This is a genomic window from Acaryochloris marina S15, assembly GCF_018336915.1.
Lineage (GTDB): Bacteria > Cyanobacteriota > Cyanobacteriia > Thermosynechococcales > Thermosynechococcaceae > Acaryochloris > Acaryochloris marina_A.
This window is the reverse complement of record NZ_CP064923.1, coordinates 4,207,652-4,225,261: the sequence shown is the minus strand read 5'-3', so window position 1 is coordinate 4,225,261 and position 17,610 is coordinate 4,207,652. Positions and strand designations below refer to the sequence as shown.

The following is a 17,610-nucleotide window of genomic DNA, read 5'->3' as shown; positions in this document are numbered from 1 at the left end:
CCCCCCTACTATTACGGCTTAAGCTACGGTCTGTCTGAACAGTGGATCAGCTTGGTGCAGATTGGTATGGATCGGCAATCGTACTGTAAACGTGGTGCCAGAAGTCTTGCTTACAAATGAAAGATTACCGCCATGCAGATCAACACATTTTTTGACGATAGCTAATCCCAAGCCCGATCCTTCGATCTCACCGACATTATCACCCCGATGAAAGGCTTCAAATAATTGGGGTTGATTGGCTTTGGGAATACCAATGCCTTGATCGATGATGATTAATTCAATTTGGTCTAAATCTTGCCTTAATTTGACCTGCACCCACTGCTCTGGAGCTGAATACTTGAGAGCGTTTGCCAGCAAATTGTTCAGGATGGACTGGAACAGATCAGGATCTAGGGCGGTTTCAGCAGATAGCCCCGTATAGGCACATCGAATTCTGGGAAGTCCTCCATGGGAGGTTTGCTGAGTATCCAGGATGCGATCGCACATCGTTTTCACACAAACGGGTCGTGGATTGAACTCCCTATGTTGCGCTTCTAACCGGGCAATATCCAAGATATCCGCCAACATCTTTTTCAAATATTGAGCGCTCGTATGGATGCGCTCAATATTCCGTTGTTGCTTGGTGTCTAGGGTCTGGGATTCAGAACTTTCTAGAATCTGAGCTGCCATCAGAATCACACTCAAAGGCGTCCGAAATTCATGGGAAGCCATAGAAAAGAATCGGAGTTTAAGCTCACTTAACTCTTGTTCCTGTTCTAAAGCGCGTTGCATGGCTTCCATTTTCTGCCGCTCGGTCATGTCTCTGGCATTGACCACAATGCCAGAAAATCCGGTGGTATCAGAAAACTGCTGGGCGATCGCTTCTAAAGTACACCAGTGTCCCTCTTGATGTTGCCAACGGATTTCTAGAGGAACGGCAACTTTGCTTGGAGTTGCTAGTACCTCTGCTAATAATTGAGTCACATTAGACTGATCTTGTGGATGGAGTAAATTCACGAGGGATTGTCCATTCAAATCGGTGGGGAAGTATCCCAGATTCCTTTCTACAGAGGGGCTAGAGTAATGAACGATTCCCTGTGGATCGAGTAAAAGGATCAGATCAGACGCATTTTCAATCATGGCTCGAAAGCGACTTTCACTATGTCGCAATGCTTGTTCGGCGTTTTGGCGTTCCTGGATCTGCTTCTCTAACGTTACGGTAACGGCGGTCAGTTCGGCGGTCCGTTCTTGCACCCGTTGCTCCAAAGCGGCATTGAGGGATTCTATTTCTGCCTTGGCAAACTGAATTTCTAGCTGGTTGCGGATCCGGGCGCAGACCTCAGCCATCTCAAAGGGTTTAGAGACATAATCCACGCCACCCACTGCAAATGCTTTAACTTTATCCTCGGTGTCATTGAGAGAACTAATAAAGATCACTGGGATATCCCGAGTGGTCGGATGTTGTTTTAATTGGGTGCAAATATCATATCCAGTCATATCCGGCAAAATGATATCTAACAAAATTAGATCAGGGATCGATGCTTTTATCGCTCTGAGTGCAATTGCCCCATTAATGGCTCGTCGGACTTTATAGTTTTGTTCTGCCAACATTCCAGCTAAGACATTTAGGTTGTCCACGTTGTCATCAACAATCAAAATATTCGCAGTGCTATTTTTCATTGTTCGCGATTTAATCTATTGAAGTTTGTGTCTCCCATATTGTTGGCAATAATAGAGATACTTGCACGGCTAAAGGAACAAACCAGCTTGGATTCTTTCAAGGGTTAGCTAATGCTTTACTGATCTTAAAAAAAAATAGGTAGATATTCCTCCGTATCTTTACTAGAGTTCTCTCCCGTTAAGTGTGCTCCTTTCCCTATCTAGGGTAGAGACTAAAAAAGAAATAAAATATCTGGTTTTGTGAAATATTGCTGGTATAAGACGGTTCTGAATTTAGCTCTTGACGTGGATTTTGATAGGCCTAAATCTTTTGTTGGTAATTCTTTGCAAGTTTGATGTCGGTTATTCAGTCGGTAAGGAAAGATATTTTAAATGGACAAAATAGAGATAAGGATTGTTATAGATTTTCGGATCTGAACTGTATTGAAGATCGGACAAATGATATTAGTGATTTTTGATTTGAAGAGCTGCTTGAGCTAGGTTTACGATTTGATCGAACTGCAGATTTTGGAATAATTTCGTTAAATGTGTGGCTAAGTAAGGATAGTCAGATGTAATCTCTACAAACTGCTGACTCATTTGCTCTTCATCTAGTTCAATGGCTGCTTGGTGGAGTTTAACTAACCACTGTTTGGGGAGTTGGGATAATTGATACTCAATATTTCCCTGGTTCATATTCTGAGAACTAGAGGTATGTAAAGTATTGATATCTTGAGGGCATTCATCATATAGATATTGAATATTTAGATGCTGAGCGAGTACTTCAAAAAGAACACTTTGTTGGTAAGGCTTTCGCAGAAAATCATCACAGCCCGCTTCATAACATTCCTGTTTTGTATCTTCAAAAACACTGGCAGTGAGGGCAATGATAATCGTGTTGTTGAGGGGAGATTTTACCGATGAGCCGGTGATGGTATCTGGAGAGACCTCGGTATTGCTATCAGATACGGTTTGATGTTCTAAAGTGCGAATGGTTTGCGTTGCGTCATATCCATTCATAATGGGCATCTGCCAATCCATCAAAATGACATGGGGATGCCAAGTTTGCCAGCAGGCAACGGCTTGTTGACCATTTACCACTGATTGCACTTCAAACCCGACAGAGGTCATTAAATCAATCACAATCTGGGCATTTTCTGGATTGTCTTCTACGACGAGCATACGAATGTGAGGGTGTCCTGGCGCTAGACTCAGCACCATGGGGACATCTAAGTGATCCACCGATTTAGCCTGGGTTGCCATTACAGGCACCTGGATCTGGACCGTAGTTCCTTGTTCCTCCTTGCTATCAATGAGGATGTTGCCGCCCATCAGCTCAATACAATGTTGGCAAATGGCTAAGCCTAGCCCGGCTCCTTCTGAAGAATTTCGCCCAGCTGAAGCTTGGGTAAATGTTTCAAACAGATTGCCCATTTCAGATTCAGAAATACCGACCCCCGTATCTTCCACATCAATGCAGAGATAGATATTGGGTTGATTTTCTTCGGCCACGGGGGCATCGTCAAGGGTGGGAATTAAATCGGGGGATAGTAACTTTTGGGTATATACCTTAAGAGCAACACTCCCTTGTTCAGTGAACTTGAGGGCATTTGTTAATACATTGATCAAGACTTGCCGCAGTCGACTTTCATCGGTACGAATATAAGGTGGCAAATCCAGGGCTTTATCAACCATTAACGTCAACCCCTTCGATTCCACCTTGAGCAAAAACATTTCTTGGATAGAATCCAATAAATTCATCAAGTCACAGTTCTTGACGTTGAGTGAGACCCGCCCTGCCTCAATTTTGGACATTTCCAAAACATCGTTAATGAGATTCAATAAATGAGAACCACTGCGATTAATTGAGGTAAGGGTTTGTTTTTGCTTGGGAGTTAAATTTTGATCTCGATTGAGAAGCTGGCTAAATCCCAAGATGGCATTGAGGGGAGTCCGTAATTCATGACTCATATTGGCTAAAAAAGCACTTTTGGCCCGATTCGCTGATTCTGCCTTATCCTTGGACATTTGGAGTTGATGCATTAATTCTGCTTGTTGCAAGGCCACACCTAATTGATCGCCAACTCGTCGCAGAAGACTCTGTTCAATGTCGTCCCATTGGTGTGACGTTTGCTGGCAAGTGACTAACAAGCCCCAAAATCGGTCACCAATAAAGACGGGAACGAGCATATATGCACGAATCTGGAATTGTGCAAGGAAGACTAAGTGTCCTTGGGCGTGGTGTTGCTGATCAATATCAGTCACTAAAGGGATACAGTCTCTGGCATTGTCTGGGGCTGCGTTTAAGTAGACGTCTAGCCAGAGGCTAGCCCCCTTGCCCTCGGCTAAGAGTGTTAGGTGAGCATTGGACGATTCTAAAAATAATTCCCCCGTCTCTTCAGGGGAATAGGTGTAGACAGCAACGCGATCGCATTTTAGAAACTGCCGAATATCACGGGTCGTAGCCTTAAAAATATCCTCAATATCTAGATTTTGGTGAATATTTTGAATAATTTGGGTGATATTGCGCTCATACTGGGCGAGCCATATTTCTCGCTCTTTTTGAGCCTCTACTTGATTAAGGGCGTTTTGTAGCTGCTGGGATTTTTCTAGGGCTTGCTCATGTAACTCCGCTTGCTTAAGGGCCACACTGAGCTGATCCGCTAACTTTTTAATGAAATCAATTTCTACTGATTTCCATGCCCGGGGTCGCGAACATTGATGAATACACAACAGCCCCCATAATTTTTCTCCTTGAAGCAGAGGTACAACTAACGTCGCTCGGACCTGAAAGCGTTCATATATCTGGAGATGACAGTCACTGAGCCCTGCATCATAGACATCGGCGACTGCAAATACCCGCCCCAACTGATATTTAGTCGCATAATTTTCGCCAAAACTATCATCTTGGACTCGGGCAGCTACGGCAGAGTAATAGACAGGAATAACTTGTTCGGCTACAAAAACACCCTGTTTATAATTTGTGGCAGGATCGAATTGAAAGATAGCGACTCGATCGACTTGCAATAAGGTCTGAACTTTATCGACCGCGATTTGAAAAATTGTAGTTGTATCAAGACTTTGTCGAATCTCATTTGTGACTTCTCCCAACAAAATAGCTTGCTGTAATTGCATTTTGAGTTGGGTTTCAGTTTGAGGCGTAAGTGTACTATCTTCTACATTCAATGGTTCTATCGTCGGTTGTTTAGAAGAGCTAGGTATACGAGGAGGTTCAGTTTCAGGAATAATCATTCAAATAACTCCACCTGCAAGATAATGCTAGACAGGTAATAGATCTCTATAGAAAATAGTGCCCAAAAAATTTTGAGATACTTATCTCTATTAGAAAAAAATATTTTCTGACTAGGGTTTTATTGAGACCGTATATTGAGAATAATTTATACTATCTCTAGAAATAATTCACTTGTCTGGCACCTGAAATTTCATTCATAAATGAAAATCCAATATACCTGGAAATCGAGTAATGGCTATTAAGAAATAGGGAGGCAAAACCCGACAATAAGCTAATCTAGCATAGTGCCATCGGGCATAATCACACGCTCTAACGTAGCATTTTGAAAATTCACATCTGTTAAGTCTGCATCTGTTAAGTTGGTGCCTCGTAAAACGGCCCAGCTTAAGTTGGCCCCTTGTAGTTTGGCCCCTTGTAAATCAGTTCCCTGTAACTTAGCCCCTTGAAGATTGGCATTGGTTAAATCTGCATGGCGCAACTGGGCGCTCGTGAGGTTTGCATGGCTCAAACTCGATTTTCTGAGATTACACCATACAAAATTGGCTTCTTGTAAGTCTGCTAAGGTCAAATTAATCCCCGGCAACGCTTCATCCTTGAGGTTGATGCGAGCAAAGTTGCGCTCACCTGCTTCGTACTTTGCTGTTATGTCAAGGGCGATTTCACTCGGTAACGGCGCTGCATCAGGTAAAGGAGTAACCGGATGGCTTGCCCCTTCACCACTGCTGTTAGTCGTGGGTTGAGACGTTATAGCTTGAGCATCTAGAATCAGCAAATCTAAAGCCACTTCTTCCATCCAAAACGGCAGCTCTTGACCGAGTTTCTGACCATAAATAGTCACTGCAGTTAATTCAGGCAATCGTAATTGACTCAAATAATCTCGTAACAGTGGCACCACAATGGACTGCTCAGGGATCTCTGAAGACTCTATGCTGAGCTGTAGCAAATTATTTTTGAACTCAATTTCAGCGACCTTCACGGCCTGTTCAGCTAGCTTTTGATCAATGAGTGTGGTCAGAGCTTCAAGATCACGCTGTTGAGCCAGTTGCACTAATTGGTCTTGATAACTGAATTGAGGAGTTTGGGCCGTTTCTGCAGGCTCATAGTCTTTAGACGCCTGACTTTCATCTGATACTTGGTTTAAAGATTTGAGATTCATAAGGTCTGCACAATTGCACTCATTTTTCTAACTTGTGAAAATAAATCAGTCTGTTTATATAGACAAAATTTTCTCAACAAGAAAATAATGACATCATCAATCTTTGATGGATGTCTCGTGGTGAAACCAAGTTGGTTCAGTCAAACTACTCCCCTGGTTCTCTGAATGCTGAACTTGGCTGTGATTTTGGACAAGATAGCATGTTTTATTGTCTATCAAGCTTTTTGCGGTACCTCAATACATCTATTCTGATCTTGAGTCACCATACTGAAAAAAGATAACCTGAAATTTAGTTGTCGTCTTCAAATTAGGTTTTGATCCAAAAAAACATGAGAAGTATGCCAGCACCTGCTATCTAGCTTGTTGATGGGGACCAATCACTATCCTTATTTACAATAAGAAAATTTATATTAAGCCCAATGTAAAGGACTCTATATTTTTGGATCGCTTCTTACAAAAAAAGCTGCCTTTGTAGGCAGCTTTTTTTGTAAACTGTTCTGACTTCAGCCTAGAACTATTGTCTAGACATCGTAGTACAAGGACAACTCATAGGGATGAGGACGTAACCGCATGGGGTTGACCTCATTATCGAGTTTGTACTCAATCCAGTTCTCAATGAAGTCTTTGGTAAATACACCGGAATCGACCAGGAAGCTATGATCATTTTGCAATGCTTCTAAGGCTTCTAAAAGGGAACCCGGTGTAGAAGGAATCTTGGCTAGCTCTTCAGGACTGAGATCATAAATGTCTACATCTAAGGAGCTGCCTGGATCAATTTGGTTTTTAATCCCATCAATACCCGCACAAAGCATAGCAGCAAAGGCTAGGTATGGGTTACAAGTGGCATCTGGACAACGGAATTCTAGACGCTTTGCTTTGGGATTGGGACCCGAAAGCGGAATTCGGATGGATGCAGAGCGATTACCTTGAGAGTAGGCCAAGTTGACGGGAGCTTCAAATCCAGGAACCAATCGCTTATAGGAGTTGGTTGTGGGATTTGTCAGTGCTAATAATGCTGGTGCATGTTTGAGGATGCCACCGATGTAATGCAACGCCATCTGGCTCAGGTTGGCATAGCTATCTCCCCAGAATAGAGGCTGTCCTGATTTCCAAATAGACTGGTGGGTATGCATTCCAGACCCGTTGTCGTTGAACAAGGGCTTGGGCATGAAGGTGGCTGATTTGCCATATTTCTTGGCAACGTTCTTGACGCAATACTTATAGATCATCAAGCTGTCTCCCGACTCGATGATCGGTTGAAACTTGATGCCCAGTTCACATTGGCCGCCAGTGGCAACTTCGTGGTGGTGTTTTTCAATGGGCACCCCGCACTTGGCCATCGTCAAGAGCATTTCCGTCCGCATATCTTGCAGGGTATCGGTGGGAGCAACGGGGAAATAGCCTTCCTTATAGCGAGGCTTATAGCCTAAGTTGCCGCCTTCCTCAATGGCTCCAGAGTTCCAACGACCTTCTTTGGTATCTACATAGTAGTAAGCAGAATTTTCAGTTTGGTCAAAGCGAACATCTTCGAAGATGAAGAATTCAGCTTCAGGGCCAAAGAATGCGGTATCGCCAATTCCTGTGCTAGCTAGATAATCCAATGCTTTTTGAGCAATGGAGCGAGGACAGCGATCGTAAGGTTCTTTGGTACGAGGCTCTTGAATGCTACAAATCATGCTGAGCGTTGGCTCTTCCATGAACGGATCGATCCAAGCTGTATTCGGATCGGGCACCATAGCCATGTCCGATTCATTGATGGCTTTCCACCCCCGGATACTAGAACCATCAAAGGCAACACCGTCGGTGAAGCTACTTTCGTCAATTTGATCCTGATAAAGGGTCAGGTGTTGCCAAATACCTGGCATATCAATGAATTTGAGATCAACGACTTGGATATTGTCGTTTTTAATCCAATTCAGAATGTCCTGGGGGGATTGGGCCATGGATTACTCCTTAACAGTAAATAGCAAGCTCAAGGGCATTCCCTGGCGTAGAGATGTTACCAAGCTCATAAAAAGTGGTCAAACAAAAAATGCTCAGGGTGAGTCAAGCCAAGGATTTAGCCTAATATCCTAAAAGACTAGATCACAGGAATTTTGTATCAAAAAATACAGTTTTGTTTCTCCCTGCTTTTTGTTCAAGAAAGAAACTCCAGAATTGCCATTAACACAATGGATGAGCATTTCTAAAGTCTTGCTTTAATTTTTTTATGCCGTCAGGAAAATTAATTTTTACCGAGCCCACCAAAATCTGACCCGATCCAAATATATTGGGTGGGGTTCCATACGGGCTAGAGACATGTTGCTGCGAGGCTGAGCTTAAGGAGTCAGGTGCATACCCCGATTAGAGAACCTTATGGGTATGGGAATGCTGTTTGACATTGTCTTCGGTGCTGACTGCGCGATCTGCATTGAGCATTCGCTTCCGCTCTGTGGAGAAGTTGAAGTCTGTTTTCACAGCTCCTGGTGCTAGGTGTGCTTGGGCAACAGGGCGTGACCGATAGCTGCGGGCTGTTGCTTGGAGGCGAAAAGAAAACTCATCACAGAATTGGGCTTCAGCTGGAAATCCTGAAGGTGCATGAGGTGTTTCATTTGACCAAGCTGCTCCTACTGTGGTTGCTACTGCCATTTCGTAGGAGGTAGGAATTCCTTTGAGGATCGCTTCTAGGGCAGCGGAGGGAATTGGCTCTACAATTTTGACGGGATGCAGCTTATTGTCTTTTTTGACAAAGCAGGTCGCTAGACCGATGACAACATAATCATCAGCAGCAACTTCATTGGCAGAGGAAGTTTCAGTGGTCATAGAAAATCTTAAAAAATTGCGACAGAAATTTTACTAAGTAGCCTTATTTTATGGGCTTCTGGGTCGGAATCCATTGGATGTCATTGAACGTAATCAAGCCGGTCTCCCATCGCGCTGCCGACGAACCTCGTAGAGGAGAAGCGCTGCTGCGATCGCAGCATTTAAGGACTCCACCCCAGGAGCAATGGGGATATTGACCTGGTGATCGGCCAAATCCAAAACAGGCTGGGATAAGCCTGCTCCTTCATTCCCAATCAAGATCAAGGTCGGTCGTCGATAATCCACCTGCCAAAAGGTCTGGGATGCATCGGGAACGGTGGCAATGAGCTGGATGCCCTGCCGTTGATACTCTTGTAAGGCGGTGATGAAGGTATCCGTTGCCCACTTAGGAAGATGAAACCAGGCTCCGGCTGAGGCCCGCAATACTTTGGGACTTTCAAGAGCTGCACACTGTTGATTCAACAACAGCCCTTCCACCTGAGTCGCCACAGACGTTCGAATTAAAGTTCCCAAATTTCCAGGATCTTGAATGGTTTCTAGGGCTAATCCTAAGGTCTGAATGGGCAAAGATGTCGTTGCTGGCTTACTGACTACGGCCACCACTCCATCTGGATGTACAGTTGTCGCGGTGGCTTGCAATACCTCTGGACTAACCTGCTCTAATCGAGCCGCGTGGTCTTGAATCTGCTGCCATAATTGGGGATATTTGGCTTGCCATCTAGCCGTATAGCAGACAATCTCAAAAGACCAATGTTGCTCCGAGGCAGACTGGAGTAAATGGGTGCCTTCTAGCAGCAGCTTGCCCTGCTGGCGACGATGTTTAACCTGCTGCAACTTCCGCATTTGTTTAATCAGCGGATTTTGCAAGCTTGTAATCATAGTGTGTATCCAATGCGGAACCCGGGACTTGAACCCGGATGTCTTTGCAGACACTAGGACCTGAACCTAGCGCGTCTACCAATTCCGCCAGTTCCGCTGGCTGTGCATTAACTGCGATTCACTATCATTCAACACATTATGGCAATCCGTCAACTCTATTCCACGAAAACCTGAATAAAGCCTATTCAGTAGGTCTATAGTTTCAAATCCTTTGCTACCCGATGGGCACAGGCAAACCCCGAAAATGCAACGGCGTTTAAGCCCTGGCCTGGAAAGGTACTATCCCCGACGCAGTATAAGCCTGGAATGGCAGTGCGGTTAAAGGGCATGCCCACTAGCCCCCAGAGTTGACGGCTGGGGATGGGGCCATAGGTACCATCCTGACGGCCGAGAAAGCGACGGTGGGTGCGAGGTGTGCCCACTTCCATATGGTGAATGTGCTGGCCTAGATTGGGGATGATTTGCTGTAATCGGGTAATGAGTGTCTGAGCAGCCTCTTGTTTTTGGGTGTGGTATTGGGTTTGCGATCGCACCTGCCAATCCTTGACCCAACTCGGTGTAAAGGCATGGACAATATGATGTCCAGGTGGAGCTAAAGAAGGGTCGAGCAGGGTGGGGATAGATACAAAGACCGTCGCTCCAGGTTCAGCCATCTCATCCCAGTTGTTCAACAAAATATGATGACAGTCTAGGTCTGCAGGGAGTGCCTCTGCTTTAACCCCCAAATGCAGACTCAAAAAGCTGGGAGATTTTGTGTAGCGTTGTCGCCACTTTGTTTCTGCTGGCGGAACTTCATCTAATAAATTGCCAAAGGTGTCCCAGCGGGTGGCGTTAGAAATAATCTGCTTGCCGCGATAGGTTTCTCCCGTGGCTAGCTGAACCCCAACGGCTGTTCCCTGCTCCAACACAATTTTATTGACCCGAGCCCGATAGCGAATCTGGCTCCCGGCTGCCTCTAACCCTTCAACCAACTTGAGGGCAATTTGACCCACGCCACCCTTGGGATAATTCACCCCGCCATAATGACGATCGGAAAAGACCATGCCAGCATTGATCATGGGAGTTTGGGCTGCTGGCACTACTGACCAGCAATAGCACTCCATATCGATGAAGTTGAGAAGAATAGGGTCTTTGATATACCGCCGAGCATAGTCTCCTACATTACGGGGTAAATACTGCAATAGCCGAAAGCAGCTGCCTGGATGGTGCCAAAAAGACCGGGCTAAGTAACCCAATTCTTCTAAAGACAGTAACTCCATACTGTTGAGACTATTAAAAATTTGCCAGCAGGTGTCGTAAAACTGACGAATGCCACGGCGCTCATGGGGGAAAAGTGAAATCAACTCTTGCAAATACTTCTCATAGTCTCGGTGCACCTTGAGATCTAAATTTTGGGGGAGATGGTAGTGGATTTGGACGGGGTCAGGAAGGGTCTCAAGGTGCTGATCAACGGCGGCTAAGGCCCTGGTTAACAAGTTGGTCGTACCGCGATCACCGAACCCAAAAATCATGGAAGCCCCAACATCAAACCGATAGCCATTACGCTCAAAGTAACCCGCACTTCCTCCTGGAATGAGGTAGCGTTCCAAAACCAATACCTTTGCCCCTTTAGCAGCTAATTGCGTAGCTGTTACTAAGCCTCCGATCCCTGAGCCAATAACAATGGCATCATAGGCCTGATTAGGAACGTTATTTAAGGAAGATGGCATGGGCAAAGGTCAGGAAAATATGGGGAGTTGTCTCTTTCATTATCCTGCCTGCAAGAGAAACTTATCTAGATTTTTATTGCTGTTGTAGACCCTCAAAAAAAATGGAACCAAGCTGCGCTAACGCCTTGGCCCCACCTGCCGAATCCTCTGAGAGGAGAACACATGAATAAATATAGAACAGTTAATCACTAATTGCAATTAATTCTCAATAAATTTTTGAAGGTCTGTGCTTCAGTACCTATTGCAACGGATTAAAAAGCGTATGATAGTTCAGGTTCGAGAACGAACTGCTTTGCTCCCAACCTGCTTTAGTAACCATATGGCGCTTCAACTTCGGGTATATGTTCCTCCTCATCCTTTAATTAAGCATTGGTTGGCGGTGGCCCGCGATCGTAATACACCTGGGGTGATGTTTCGGACCGCGATGACAGAGCTAGGGCGATGGCTAACTTATGAAGCCATGCGGGAATGGTTCCCTTTGATTGAAACGACTGTGGAGACGCCCCTAGGGCCTGCCGCCGCTGCTGTGATCAATCCTGAACTGCCAGTCGCTGTTGTTCCCATTCTTAGGGCCGGACTGACGTTATTAGATGGGGCACAAAGTGTTATCCCTAGAGCCGCTACTTATCACTTGGGGTTAGCTCGCGATGAAGAAACCCTCCAACCTCACTGTTATTTGAATAAACTTCCGGATCAGTTTCTGCCCCAGACTCGTATTTTGATCACAGAGCCGATGCTAGCCACGGGGGGGTCGATTATGACCACCATGCAGGAACTCACCCAGCGCCAAGCCGATCCAGAATTGGTTCGGATTATCTCCGTCGTGGCAGCCCCCCCAGCGCTTAAACAATTGGGTGAAAACTATCCGAGTTTACAAATCTATACTGCGACCATTGATGAAGGCTTGAACGAGCAAGGGTTCATTGTTCCTGGGTTAGGAGATGCGGGCGATCGCGCCTTTGAAACTGCTTAGGTGAATTTAGAGCATGTTGGGTATCCCCATGGTGGAGGATTGCCGTTCAAGAGGATCGGCAATCTCGCAATCTCACCGTATACCCTGACTACAAATCATCCGCTAAACTGATGGATATCAGTATCGATCTACTTGTACGGCTAACCCCACATATATCACCATGGCAGCAACCGAAATTACAGCATTAATTTTTAATAGTCTCGCAACATTTTTACAAATTTACTTTGCTCTATTAATCATTCGGATTTTGCTAAGTTGGTTCCCCAATATTGATTGGAGTAGTGCACCCTTTTCGGTTTTGAGTCAGCTTACTGATCCCTATCTCAATATTTTTCGTTCCATCATTCCGCCTCTAGGTGGAATCGACTTTTCTCCGATCTTAGCAATCTTTCTCTTGCAGTTCTTACAGCAAGCTGTGACTGGGATTGCTTTGTAAAACAGCTTGATAAGTCTCTGTCCTTTTGGCAAGAGGGGGATGCTTTATCATGTTGAAAAATCTATAGGTCTACTAAATACCCTGAGTTCTAGATAAGGTGAACTCAGGGTATTCGAATTAAAGTCTAAATCTCAACTAGCGGACTTTGGCGGTAAAACCGCTTGCCTTGAACTTCTCAAGTTTTAAGGGCGTTACTAGAGCATCGGGCACACTCACTCTGAGCTCAAATGTGCCTTCTCCAGGGTCAACAATATCAATGGCTCCCAGCCGTCCCCGGTTCTCCATGGCAGGGTTGTTGTTTGCATCAAAGATGCGGCCAAATACGTCTGCATCCATCACAGGTTTACCGGATTTGTTGACCGTTGTCCCTGAAATGATAAAACAGTTGGCCAATTGCATGATGGGACCGCCACTGGTTACCGTTCCCTTGCCAACATCAGGGGAACATTCAGCGTAGGTCAGATCCTTGAGCTCAATTTGGGTGACTGCAAGGGCAGGTGGGCTGATAAAACTGCTGATGAGCAATGCAAACGCCACACAGAAACAGGCAAACTTGACACGTAAAGACATAGTGGTTGATTTCATCTGATTAATCATTGAAAACGGTTTGGCTAACTATCTGTCCCAGTGCATTTGCTTGGCTCCCACTTGTGGTGGGCAATGGTGTTGGATCGAACGCTCGCAAAACAGCAAATAGAACAGAGGTAGACACATATAGTATCTACCTCCAGCATTCTATCGTTATCTGTAGTTGTAATTGAGTACAGCCCTAAGTAAGGCCAAGAGGATAGAAGAGAGAGTTGATGTACTTACGACCCTGCACAGGGATCTGCCTTAGCGGCACAAGGATCTTCTTTTGCAGCACAGGGATCGCCTTTGGCAGCGCAGGGGTCATCTTTCGCAGCACAGGGATCGCCTGATTTCGCAGCACAAGGATCTGTTGTTTCAGTGGTTTCGGCGCCGTTCTTCTCTTTAGCAGCACAGGGATTAGCGCAACCGATCACCAGGCCACCAACACTTAGTAAAGAAACGGTGGCAACCATTGCCATATATTTAACTTTCATTGATACTCTCCATGATGGATTAATCTTCGGTGCAACTAAAATTGCCTAATTAATTGTTGCATTAAATGGAAATTTGGCTGAAATAGGACGTTCTTTTGGCGAACCTTTCATAAGATCCACATATACATTCTTGATTGAGACTGACCAATCTGAAATTTTGCTGAGAAAGAGATGGGGATTAGTTAAGAAAGTGATTTTTCAGGGATTGAAGTATTTTAAACAGTGACTTTAAGTTCTGTTTTGGCCGACGTTACTGGATTCTCAGGGAAAATTTATTGAGTGGTCAGGACGATATCATCTGTTCAACTTTAAACTTGAGATAGGGCTGTACGTTAGTTCCCTTGATGAGATGAAACCCTATGCAATTTAGACTCCTTCAGTATGGAAGTTTGTTGGCATTTGTGTTTGTGGCAGGCTGTAGTTCAACCTCCCAAACCAGTGAGGAAAATCAACCTGTAGAAGTCATTAAATTGACTCAAACGGGCTGTCAATTTTTGGAAACAGAATCTGAAGATTTTAAATTCAAAACAACACAGGCTGACGACTGTAAGACGTTGAATGGTGAAACTTTAGAACAACGCCAATCCAGTTTTAAACCTTTGACCCTAAAGCCTGGAAAGTATGTGTTCGAAGTTACGAACCGAGATGTACCTTATGAACTGGGTTTCTATTTGCGAGGGGAAGGGATCAACCAAGTTACCCTACCTAAAGTCAGTGGCGGTGACCTCAATCAAGGACAAACCCAAGCCTATGAGATTACGCTAAAACCGGGAAACTACGTTTTAAGTTGTCCTCTGAACCCTACGCCTGACTATCCAGTCATTGTTCAATAGATTTGAATCCACTTTGTAGAACATCAAGATGGTAGACCAAGATTGGTTCGTAACGGATGATGGCCAAGTGCAACCTTGGTCCCATCAGTCCTTGCCACAGAAAAGAGCTCAAACTTACAGACTGTATCGATTTCTGACGGAAGTCGAAGATATCTTGGCGGCAACGGATCAGGATCAGGAGCGACTACAGGCTATCCATCCCCTTGTTCGGGAGCTGCTGACAGACTCGGCCTGGTTGCAGTTTGAGGTTCAGCCTCCTGACCCTGAACGAGGTTGGTCCGTCACCATGCTTTACGATGAACCGAATTTTCCGCTGACGGTACAAACGGTGGTTTGGTTGCCGGGGCAAATGTCGCCGATTCATAATCATGCCACTTGGGGGGTGGTGGCTTTGGTCAGTGGCCAAGAGAAAAATACGTTCTGGCAGCGTACCCCGTCCGATAGCCATCCCCACAAGATTGAGGCTGCTGGTGAGTTGATTTTGAACCCTGGCGATACGATTAGCGTCATGCCTGAGGCCATTCACTGCGTGGAAGCTTTAGGTGATGAACCGACGGTTACATTTAATCTTTACGGGCTGACGGATTATCAAACCCGGTACAACTTTGATCCGGTTTCCCATACCGCCAAGTTATTTTGAAGGACGGCTAGCGTGGGTGCATTTCCGATCAAATCTTCCCTTCGTAAGGGATGGCGAAACTTCTCTCCCCAGTTGCGCCAAGCTGTTAATCCTAAGTCACTCCAGTTTCGGCTGACGGCTAGTATTGCTGGCCTGATTGCTGTGGGACTGACCAGCGTTGCTTTATGGACTAGCTGGAAGATGCAGCGGATTTTGATTTCTAGCCACAAGCAAAAAATTGTTGATATTGGCGATCGGATCGCAGATGATGTGGTGCTCTATCAACAAGATGAAATGTTTACGGTGCAGAAGAGTATCGAAAAAGCGATTAACAATCGGTCTGGACGTAATTTATTGCTCTGGGTGAACGATTCTCAGGGAACCTTAGTGGCGACTTCCGACAATATGTCAGGTCCAGCGTGGCAACGGTTTGAAAGTCCTAGCACCTTGGCAACGGCTTTTCGAGACAGCATCGTACCGAAGGTCTACCACATCCAAGGGCGAGATTTTGTAGCTTGTCATAGCCCCTTAAGGGTGAGAAATCAGCCATTAGGAACGCTCTTTGTGGCCCAGGATATTACTGAGGATCAACGTAAGTTTGTCGCTAGTGTGCAGTCCCTGGCCCTGGCCAGTGTAGTTGCTATTGTCTTGATTACTCTAGCTTTAACTTGGTATGTGAATCGGTCGTTACGCCCCCTTTGCGAAATGGGCTTAATGACCAAAGCCATTTCACCCGATGATTTAGGGGGAACGAAGGTCGAAATTGACAATGCTCCCAGCGAAATCCAAGAACTGGCAGAAACCTTCAATATGATGTTGGATCGCTTGTCAGAAGCTTGGCAAGAGCAGCAGCACACCACGGAACGACAGCGGGAGTTTGTGAGCAATGTTTCCCATGAACTACGAACCCCTCTCACAATCGTCCGGGGCTATTTGCAAAGTATTCAACGCCGGGGCGATAACCTGACTGAAATGCAGCGGGAAGCGTTAGAAATCTCTACGGCTGAGGCTGACCTCACGATTCGGTTACTGCAAGATTTGCTCTGTTTAGCCCGAGCTGATGATGGGTATATGCCTTATCATCTGGAGACGTTGATTCTGAATGATGTGGCGGTAGAAGTCGTTAATATGGCAGAAAAGTTTAATCATCGTCAGATTGAGTTGGAGTCTGAGTCTTCTTTAATTCCCGTGTTTGCCGACGCGGATCGCCTCCAACAGGTATTGGTAAACTTGGTGGAAAATGCGATTAAATATTCAGCAACTACGGAACCTGTCACTGTGAAGCTAGAACAACGAGAGGATTCAGCTTTGATTCATGTGTGCGATCGCGGCGATGGTATCCCTCTCAAGCAGCAATCCCGCATTTTTGAACGTTTTTATCGATTAGATGAAGCCCGAGCCCGCTGTACAGGTGGCGTTGGTCTGGGCCTATCCTTAGTCAAGACCTTCACCGAAGGCATGGGAGGGCAAGTCAGTGTCCTTTCTGCAGAGGGTGAAGGCAGCACATTCACCGTGACGTTACCCATATCTCCTGAAGCAAAAATATGACAGCACATATTCTCCTGGTTGAAGACGAAACCAAATTGGCTCAATTTGTTGAGATGGAACTGACCCATGAGGGGTATCAGGTTACCGTAGCCAATGATGGGATTGGGGGACTCACGGCAGCTCGGGAGTCCCAACCGGATTTGATTCTCCTGGACTGGATGTTGCCAGGGTTCTCTGGCGTTGAAGTCTGTCGCCGTCTGCGGGCGACCGGGGATAAGGTGCCCGTTATTTTATTGACCGCCAAAGATGAAATTAGCGATCGGGTCGAAGGGTTGGATGCCGGGGCGGATGACTATATGGTGAAGCCCTTTAGCATTGAGGAGCTGTTAGCTAGAGTTCGTGCCCATTTACGGCGGACCCAAGAAGAAGATCCAGATGTCCTAGAATTTTCCAACCTGTCCCTCAATCAGCGGACCCGTGAGATCTTTCGAGGGGAGCGGTCGATTGAATTAACCGCCAAAGAGTTTGATTTGCTGGTGTATTTGATGATGCATCCGCGCCAGGTATTGACCCGAGATCGCATCCTAGAACAGGTCTGGGGGTATGACTTTATGGGTGATTCCAATATCATCGAAGTTTACATTCGCTACCTTCGCCTTAAGCTCGAAGAGAACCAGGAAAAGCGGTTGATTCAGACGGTCCGGGGCGTTGGCTACGTGATGAGAGAGTGAGTCACCATTGCTCTTGTAAACGTAAAGTC

Annotated in this window: 15 protein-coding genes and 1 tRNA gene; 6 read left to right on the top strand and 10 right to left on the bottom strand. The window is 45.6% G+C overall.

Annotated elements, in window-relative coordinates; translation table 11 throughout:
• Positions 1 to 18: 18 nt before the first annotated feature.
• The 8 genes from I1H34_RS19330 to crtH all read right to left on the bottom strand — a co-directional run bounded on the left by I1H34_RS19330 (position 19) and on the right by crtH (position 11,437).
• Positions 19 to 1,659 carry an ATP-binding protein gene (locus I1H34_RS19330; protein ID WP_212662600.1) on the bottom strand — a complete coding sequence of 547 codons (1,641 nt, stop codon included), beginning with the start codon at positions 1,657 to 1,659 and terminating at the stop codon, positions 19 to 21.
• A 444-nt stretch (positions 1,660 to 2,103) separates the two neighbouring features.
• On the bottom strand, positions 2,104 to 4,890 hold the full coding sequence (locus I1H34_RS19325) for a GAF domain-containing hybrid sensor histidine kinase/response regulator (RefSeq protein ID WP_212662599.1): 2,787 nt from the start codon (positions 4,888 to 4,890) through the stop codon (positions 2,104 to 2,106).
• 272 nt (positions 4,891 to 5,162) lie between these two features.
• A complete protein-coding gene (locus tag I1H34_RS19320) occupies positions 5,163 to 6,047 on the bottom strand; it encodes a pentapeptide repeat-containing protein (protein WP_212662598.1) in 885 nt (294 codons plus the stop codon).
• Between the two features lie 521 nt (positions 6,048 to 6,568).
• Positions 6,569 to 7,990, bottom strand: a complete 1,422-nt coding sequence (gene glnA / locus I1H34_RS19315; RefSeq protein WP_212662597.1) for a type I glutamate--ammonia ligase — start codon at positions 7,988 to 7,990, stop codon at positions 6,569 to 6,571.
• A 400-nt stretch (positions 7,991 to 8,390) separates the two neighbouring features.
• The gene (locus I1H34_RS19310) at positions 8,391 to 8,849 is read right to left on the bottom strand and encodes a hypothetical protein (protein WP_212662596.1); all 459 of its coding nucleotides are present in this window, start codon (positions 8,847 to 8,849) and stop codon (positions 8,391 to 8,393) included.
• A gap of 93 nt (positions 8,850 to 8,942) precedes the next feature.
• Positions 8,943 to 9,728 carry a TrmH family RNA methyltransferase gene (locus I1H34_RS19305; RefSeq protein ID WP_212662595.1) on the bottom strand — a complete coding sequence of 262 codons (786 nt, stop codon included), beginning with the start codon at positions 9,726 to 9,728 and terminating at the stop codon, positions 8,943 to 8,945.
• A 13-nt stretch (positions 9,729 to 9,741) separates the two neighbouring features.
• A tRNA-Leu gene (locus tag I1H34_RS19300) sits at positions 9,742 to 9,825 on the bottom strand.
• A 97-nt stretch (positions 9,826 to 9,922) separates the two neighbouring features.
• A complete protein-coding gene (gene crtH, locus I1H34_RS19295; RefSeq protein ID WP_212662594.1) occupies positions 9,923 to 11,437 on the bottom strand; it encodes a carotenoid isomerase in 1,515 nt (504 codons plus the stop codon).
• Positions 11,438 to 11,756: 319 nt separating this feature from the next.
• Between crtH and upp the strand changes: the two genes are divergently transcribed.
• On the top strand, positions 11,757 to 12,410 hold the full coding sequence (upp, locus tag I1H34_RS19290; RefSeq protein ID WP_212662593.1) for a uracil phosphoribosyltransferase: 654 nt from the start codon (positions 11,757 to 11,759) through the stop codon (positions 12,408 to 12,410).
• A 160-nt stretch (positions 12,411 to 12,570) separates the two neighbouring features.
• Positions 12,571 to 12,846 carry a YggT family protein gene (locus I1H34_RS19285; RefSeq protein WP_212662592.1) on the top strand — a complete coding sequence of 92 codons (276 nt, stop codon included), beginning with the start codon at positions 12,571 to 12,573 and terminating at the stop codon, positions 12,844 to 12,846.
• Between the two features lie 135 nt (positions 12,847 to 12,981).
• On the opposite strand, the gene I1H34_RS19280 is transcribed toward I1H34_RS19285, so the two are convergent.
• Both I1H34_RS19280 and I1H34_RS19275 read right to left on the bottom strand, forming a co-directional pair.
• Positions 12,982 to 13,443 carry a hypothetical protein gene (locus I1H34_RS19280; protein ID WP_212662591.1) on the bottom strand — a complete coding sequence of 154 codons (462 nt, stop codon included), beginning with the start codon at positions 13,441 to 13,443 and terminating at the stop codon, positions 12,982 to 12,984.
• 212 nt (positions 13,444 to 13,655) lie between these two features.
• Positions 13,656 to 13,910, bottom strand: coding sequence for a hypothetical protein (locus I1H34_RS19275; RefSeq protein ID WP_212662590.1), 255 nt, complete (start codon positions 13,908 to 13,910; stop codon positions 13,656 to 13,658).
• 359 nt (positions 13,911 to 14,269) lie between these two features.
• Here I1H34_RS19275 and I1H34_RS32250 point away from each other — a divergent pair, with 359 nt between their 5' ends.
• The 4 genes from I1H34_RS32250 to I1H34_RS19255 are packed head-to-tail and all read left to right on the top strand — an operon-like array spanning position 14,270 to position 17,581.
• Positions 14,270 to 14,743 carry a hypothetical protein gene (locus I1H34_RS32250; RefSeq protein ID WP_249369398.1) on the top strand — a complete coding sequence of 158 codons (474 nt, stop codon included), beginning with the start codon at positions 14,270 to 14,272 and terminating at the stop codon, positions 14,741 to 14,743.
• A gap of 28 nt (positions 14,744 to 14,771) precedes the next feature.
• Entirely contained in the window at positions 14,772 to 15,383 is a 612-nt protein-coding gene (locus I1H34_RS19265) for a cysteine dioxygenase family protein (RefSeq protein ID WP_212662589.1), read from the top strand.
• A gap of 12 nt (positions 15,384 to 15,395) precedes the next feature.
• Positions 15,396 to 16,910, top strand: a complete 1,515-nt coding sequence (locus tag I1H34_RS19260; RefSeq protein ID WP_212662588.1) for a sensor histidine kinase — start codon at positions 15,396 to 15,398, stop codon at positions 16,908 to 16,910.
• Positions 16,907 to 17,581, top strand: coding sequence for a response regulator transcription factor (locus I1H34_RS19255; protein WP_212662587.1), 675 nt, complete (start codon positions 16,907 to 16,909; stop codon positions 17,579 to 17,581). Before I1H34_RS19260 ends, I1H34_RS19255 begins: the two co-directional genes overlap by 4 nt.
• The last annotated feature ends 29 nt before the right edge of the window (positions 17,582 to 17,610 follow it).

Coding starts and splice junctions, on each gene's coding strand:
- I1H34_RS19330 (WP_212662600.1), bottom strand. CDS start 1,659: ATGAAAAATAGCACTGCGAATATTTTGATTGTTGATGACAACGTGGAC.
- I1H34_RS19325 (WP_212662599.1), bottom strand. CDS start 4,890: ATGATTATTCCTGAAACTGAACCTCCTCGTATACCTAGCTCTTCTAAA.
- I1H34_RS19320 (WP_212662598.1), bottom strand. CDS start 6,047: ATGAATCTCAAATCTTTAAACCAAGTATCAGATGAAAGTCAGGCGTCT.
- glnA (WP_212662597.1), bottom strand. CDS start 7,990: ATGGCCCAATCCCCCCAGGACATTCTGAATTGGATTAAAAACGACAAT.
- I1H34_RS19310 (WP_212662596.1), bottom strand. CDS start 8,849: ATGACCACTGAAACTTCCTCTGCCAATGAAGTTGCTGCTGATGATTAT.
- I1H34_RS19305 (WP_212662595.1), bottom strand. CDS start 9,728: ATGATTACAAGCTTGCAAAATCCGCTGATTAAACAAATGCGGAAGTTG.
- crtH (WP_212662594.1), bottom strand. CDS start 11,437: ATGCCATCTTCCTTAAATAACGTTCCTAATCAGGCCTATGATGCCATT.
- upp (WP_212662593.1), top strand. CDS start 11,757: ATGGCGCTTCAACTTCGGGTATATGTTCCTCCTCATCCTTTAATTAAG.
- I1H34_RS19285 (WP_212662592.1), top strand. CDS start 12,571: ATGGCAGCAACCGAAATTACAGCATTAATTTTTAATAGTCTCGCAACA.
- I1H34_RS19280 (WP_212662591.1), bottom strand. CDS start 13,443: ATGATTAATCAGATGAAATCAACCACTATGTCTTTACGTGTCAAGTTT.
- I1H34_RS19275 (WP_212662590.1), bottom strand. CDS start 13,910: ATGAAAGTTAAATATATGGCAATGGTTGCCACCGTTTCTTTACTAAGT.
- I1H34_RS32250 (WP_249369398.1), top strand. CDS start 14,270: ATGCAATTTAGACTCCTTCAGTATGGAAGTTTGTTGGCATTTGTGTTT.
- I1H34_RS19265 (WP_212662589.1), top strand. CDS start 14,772: ATGGTAGACCAAGATTGGTTCGTAACGGATGATGGCCAAGTGCAACCT.
- I1H34_RS19255 (WP_212662587.1), top strand. CDS start 16,907: ATGACAGCACATATTCTCCTGGTTGAAGACGAAACCAAATTGGCTCAA.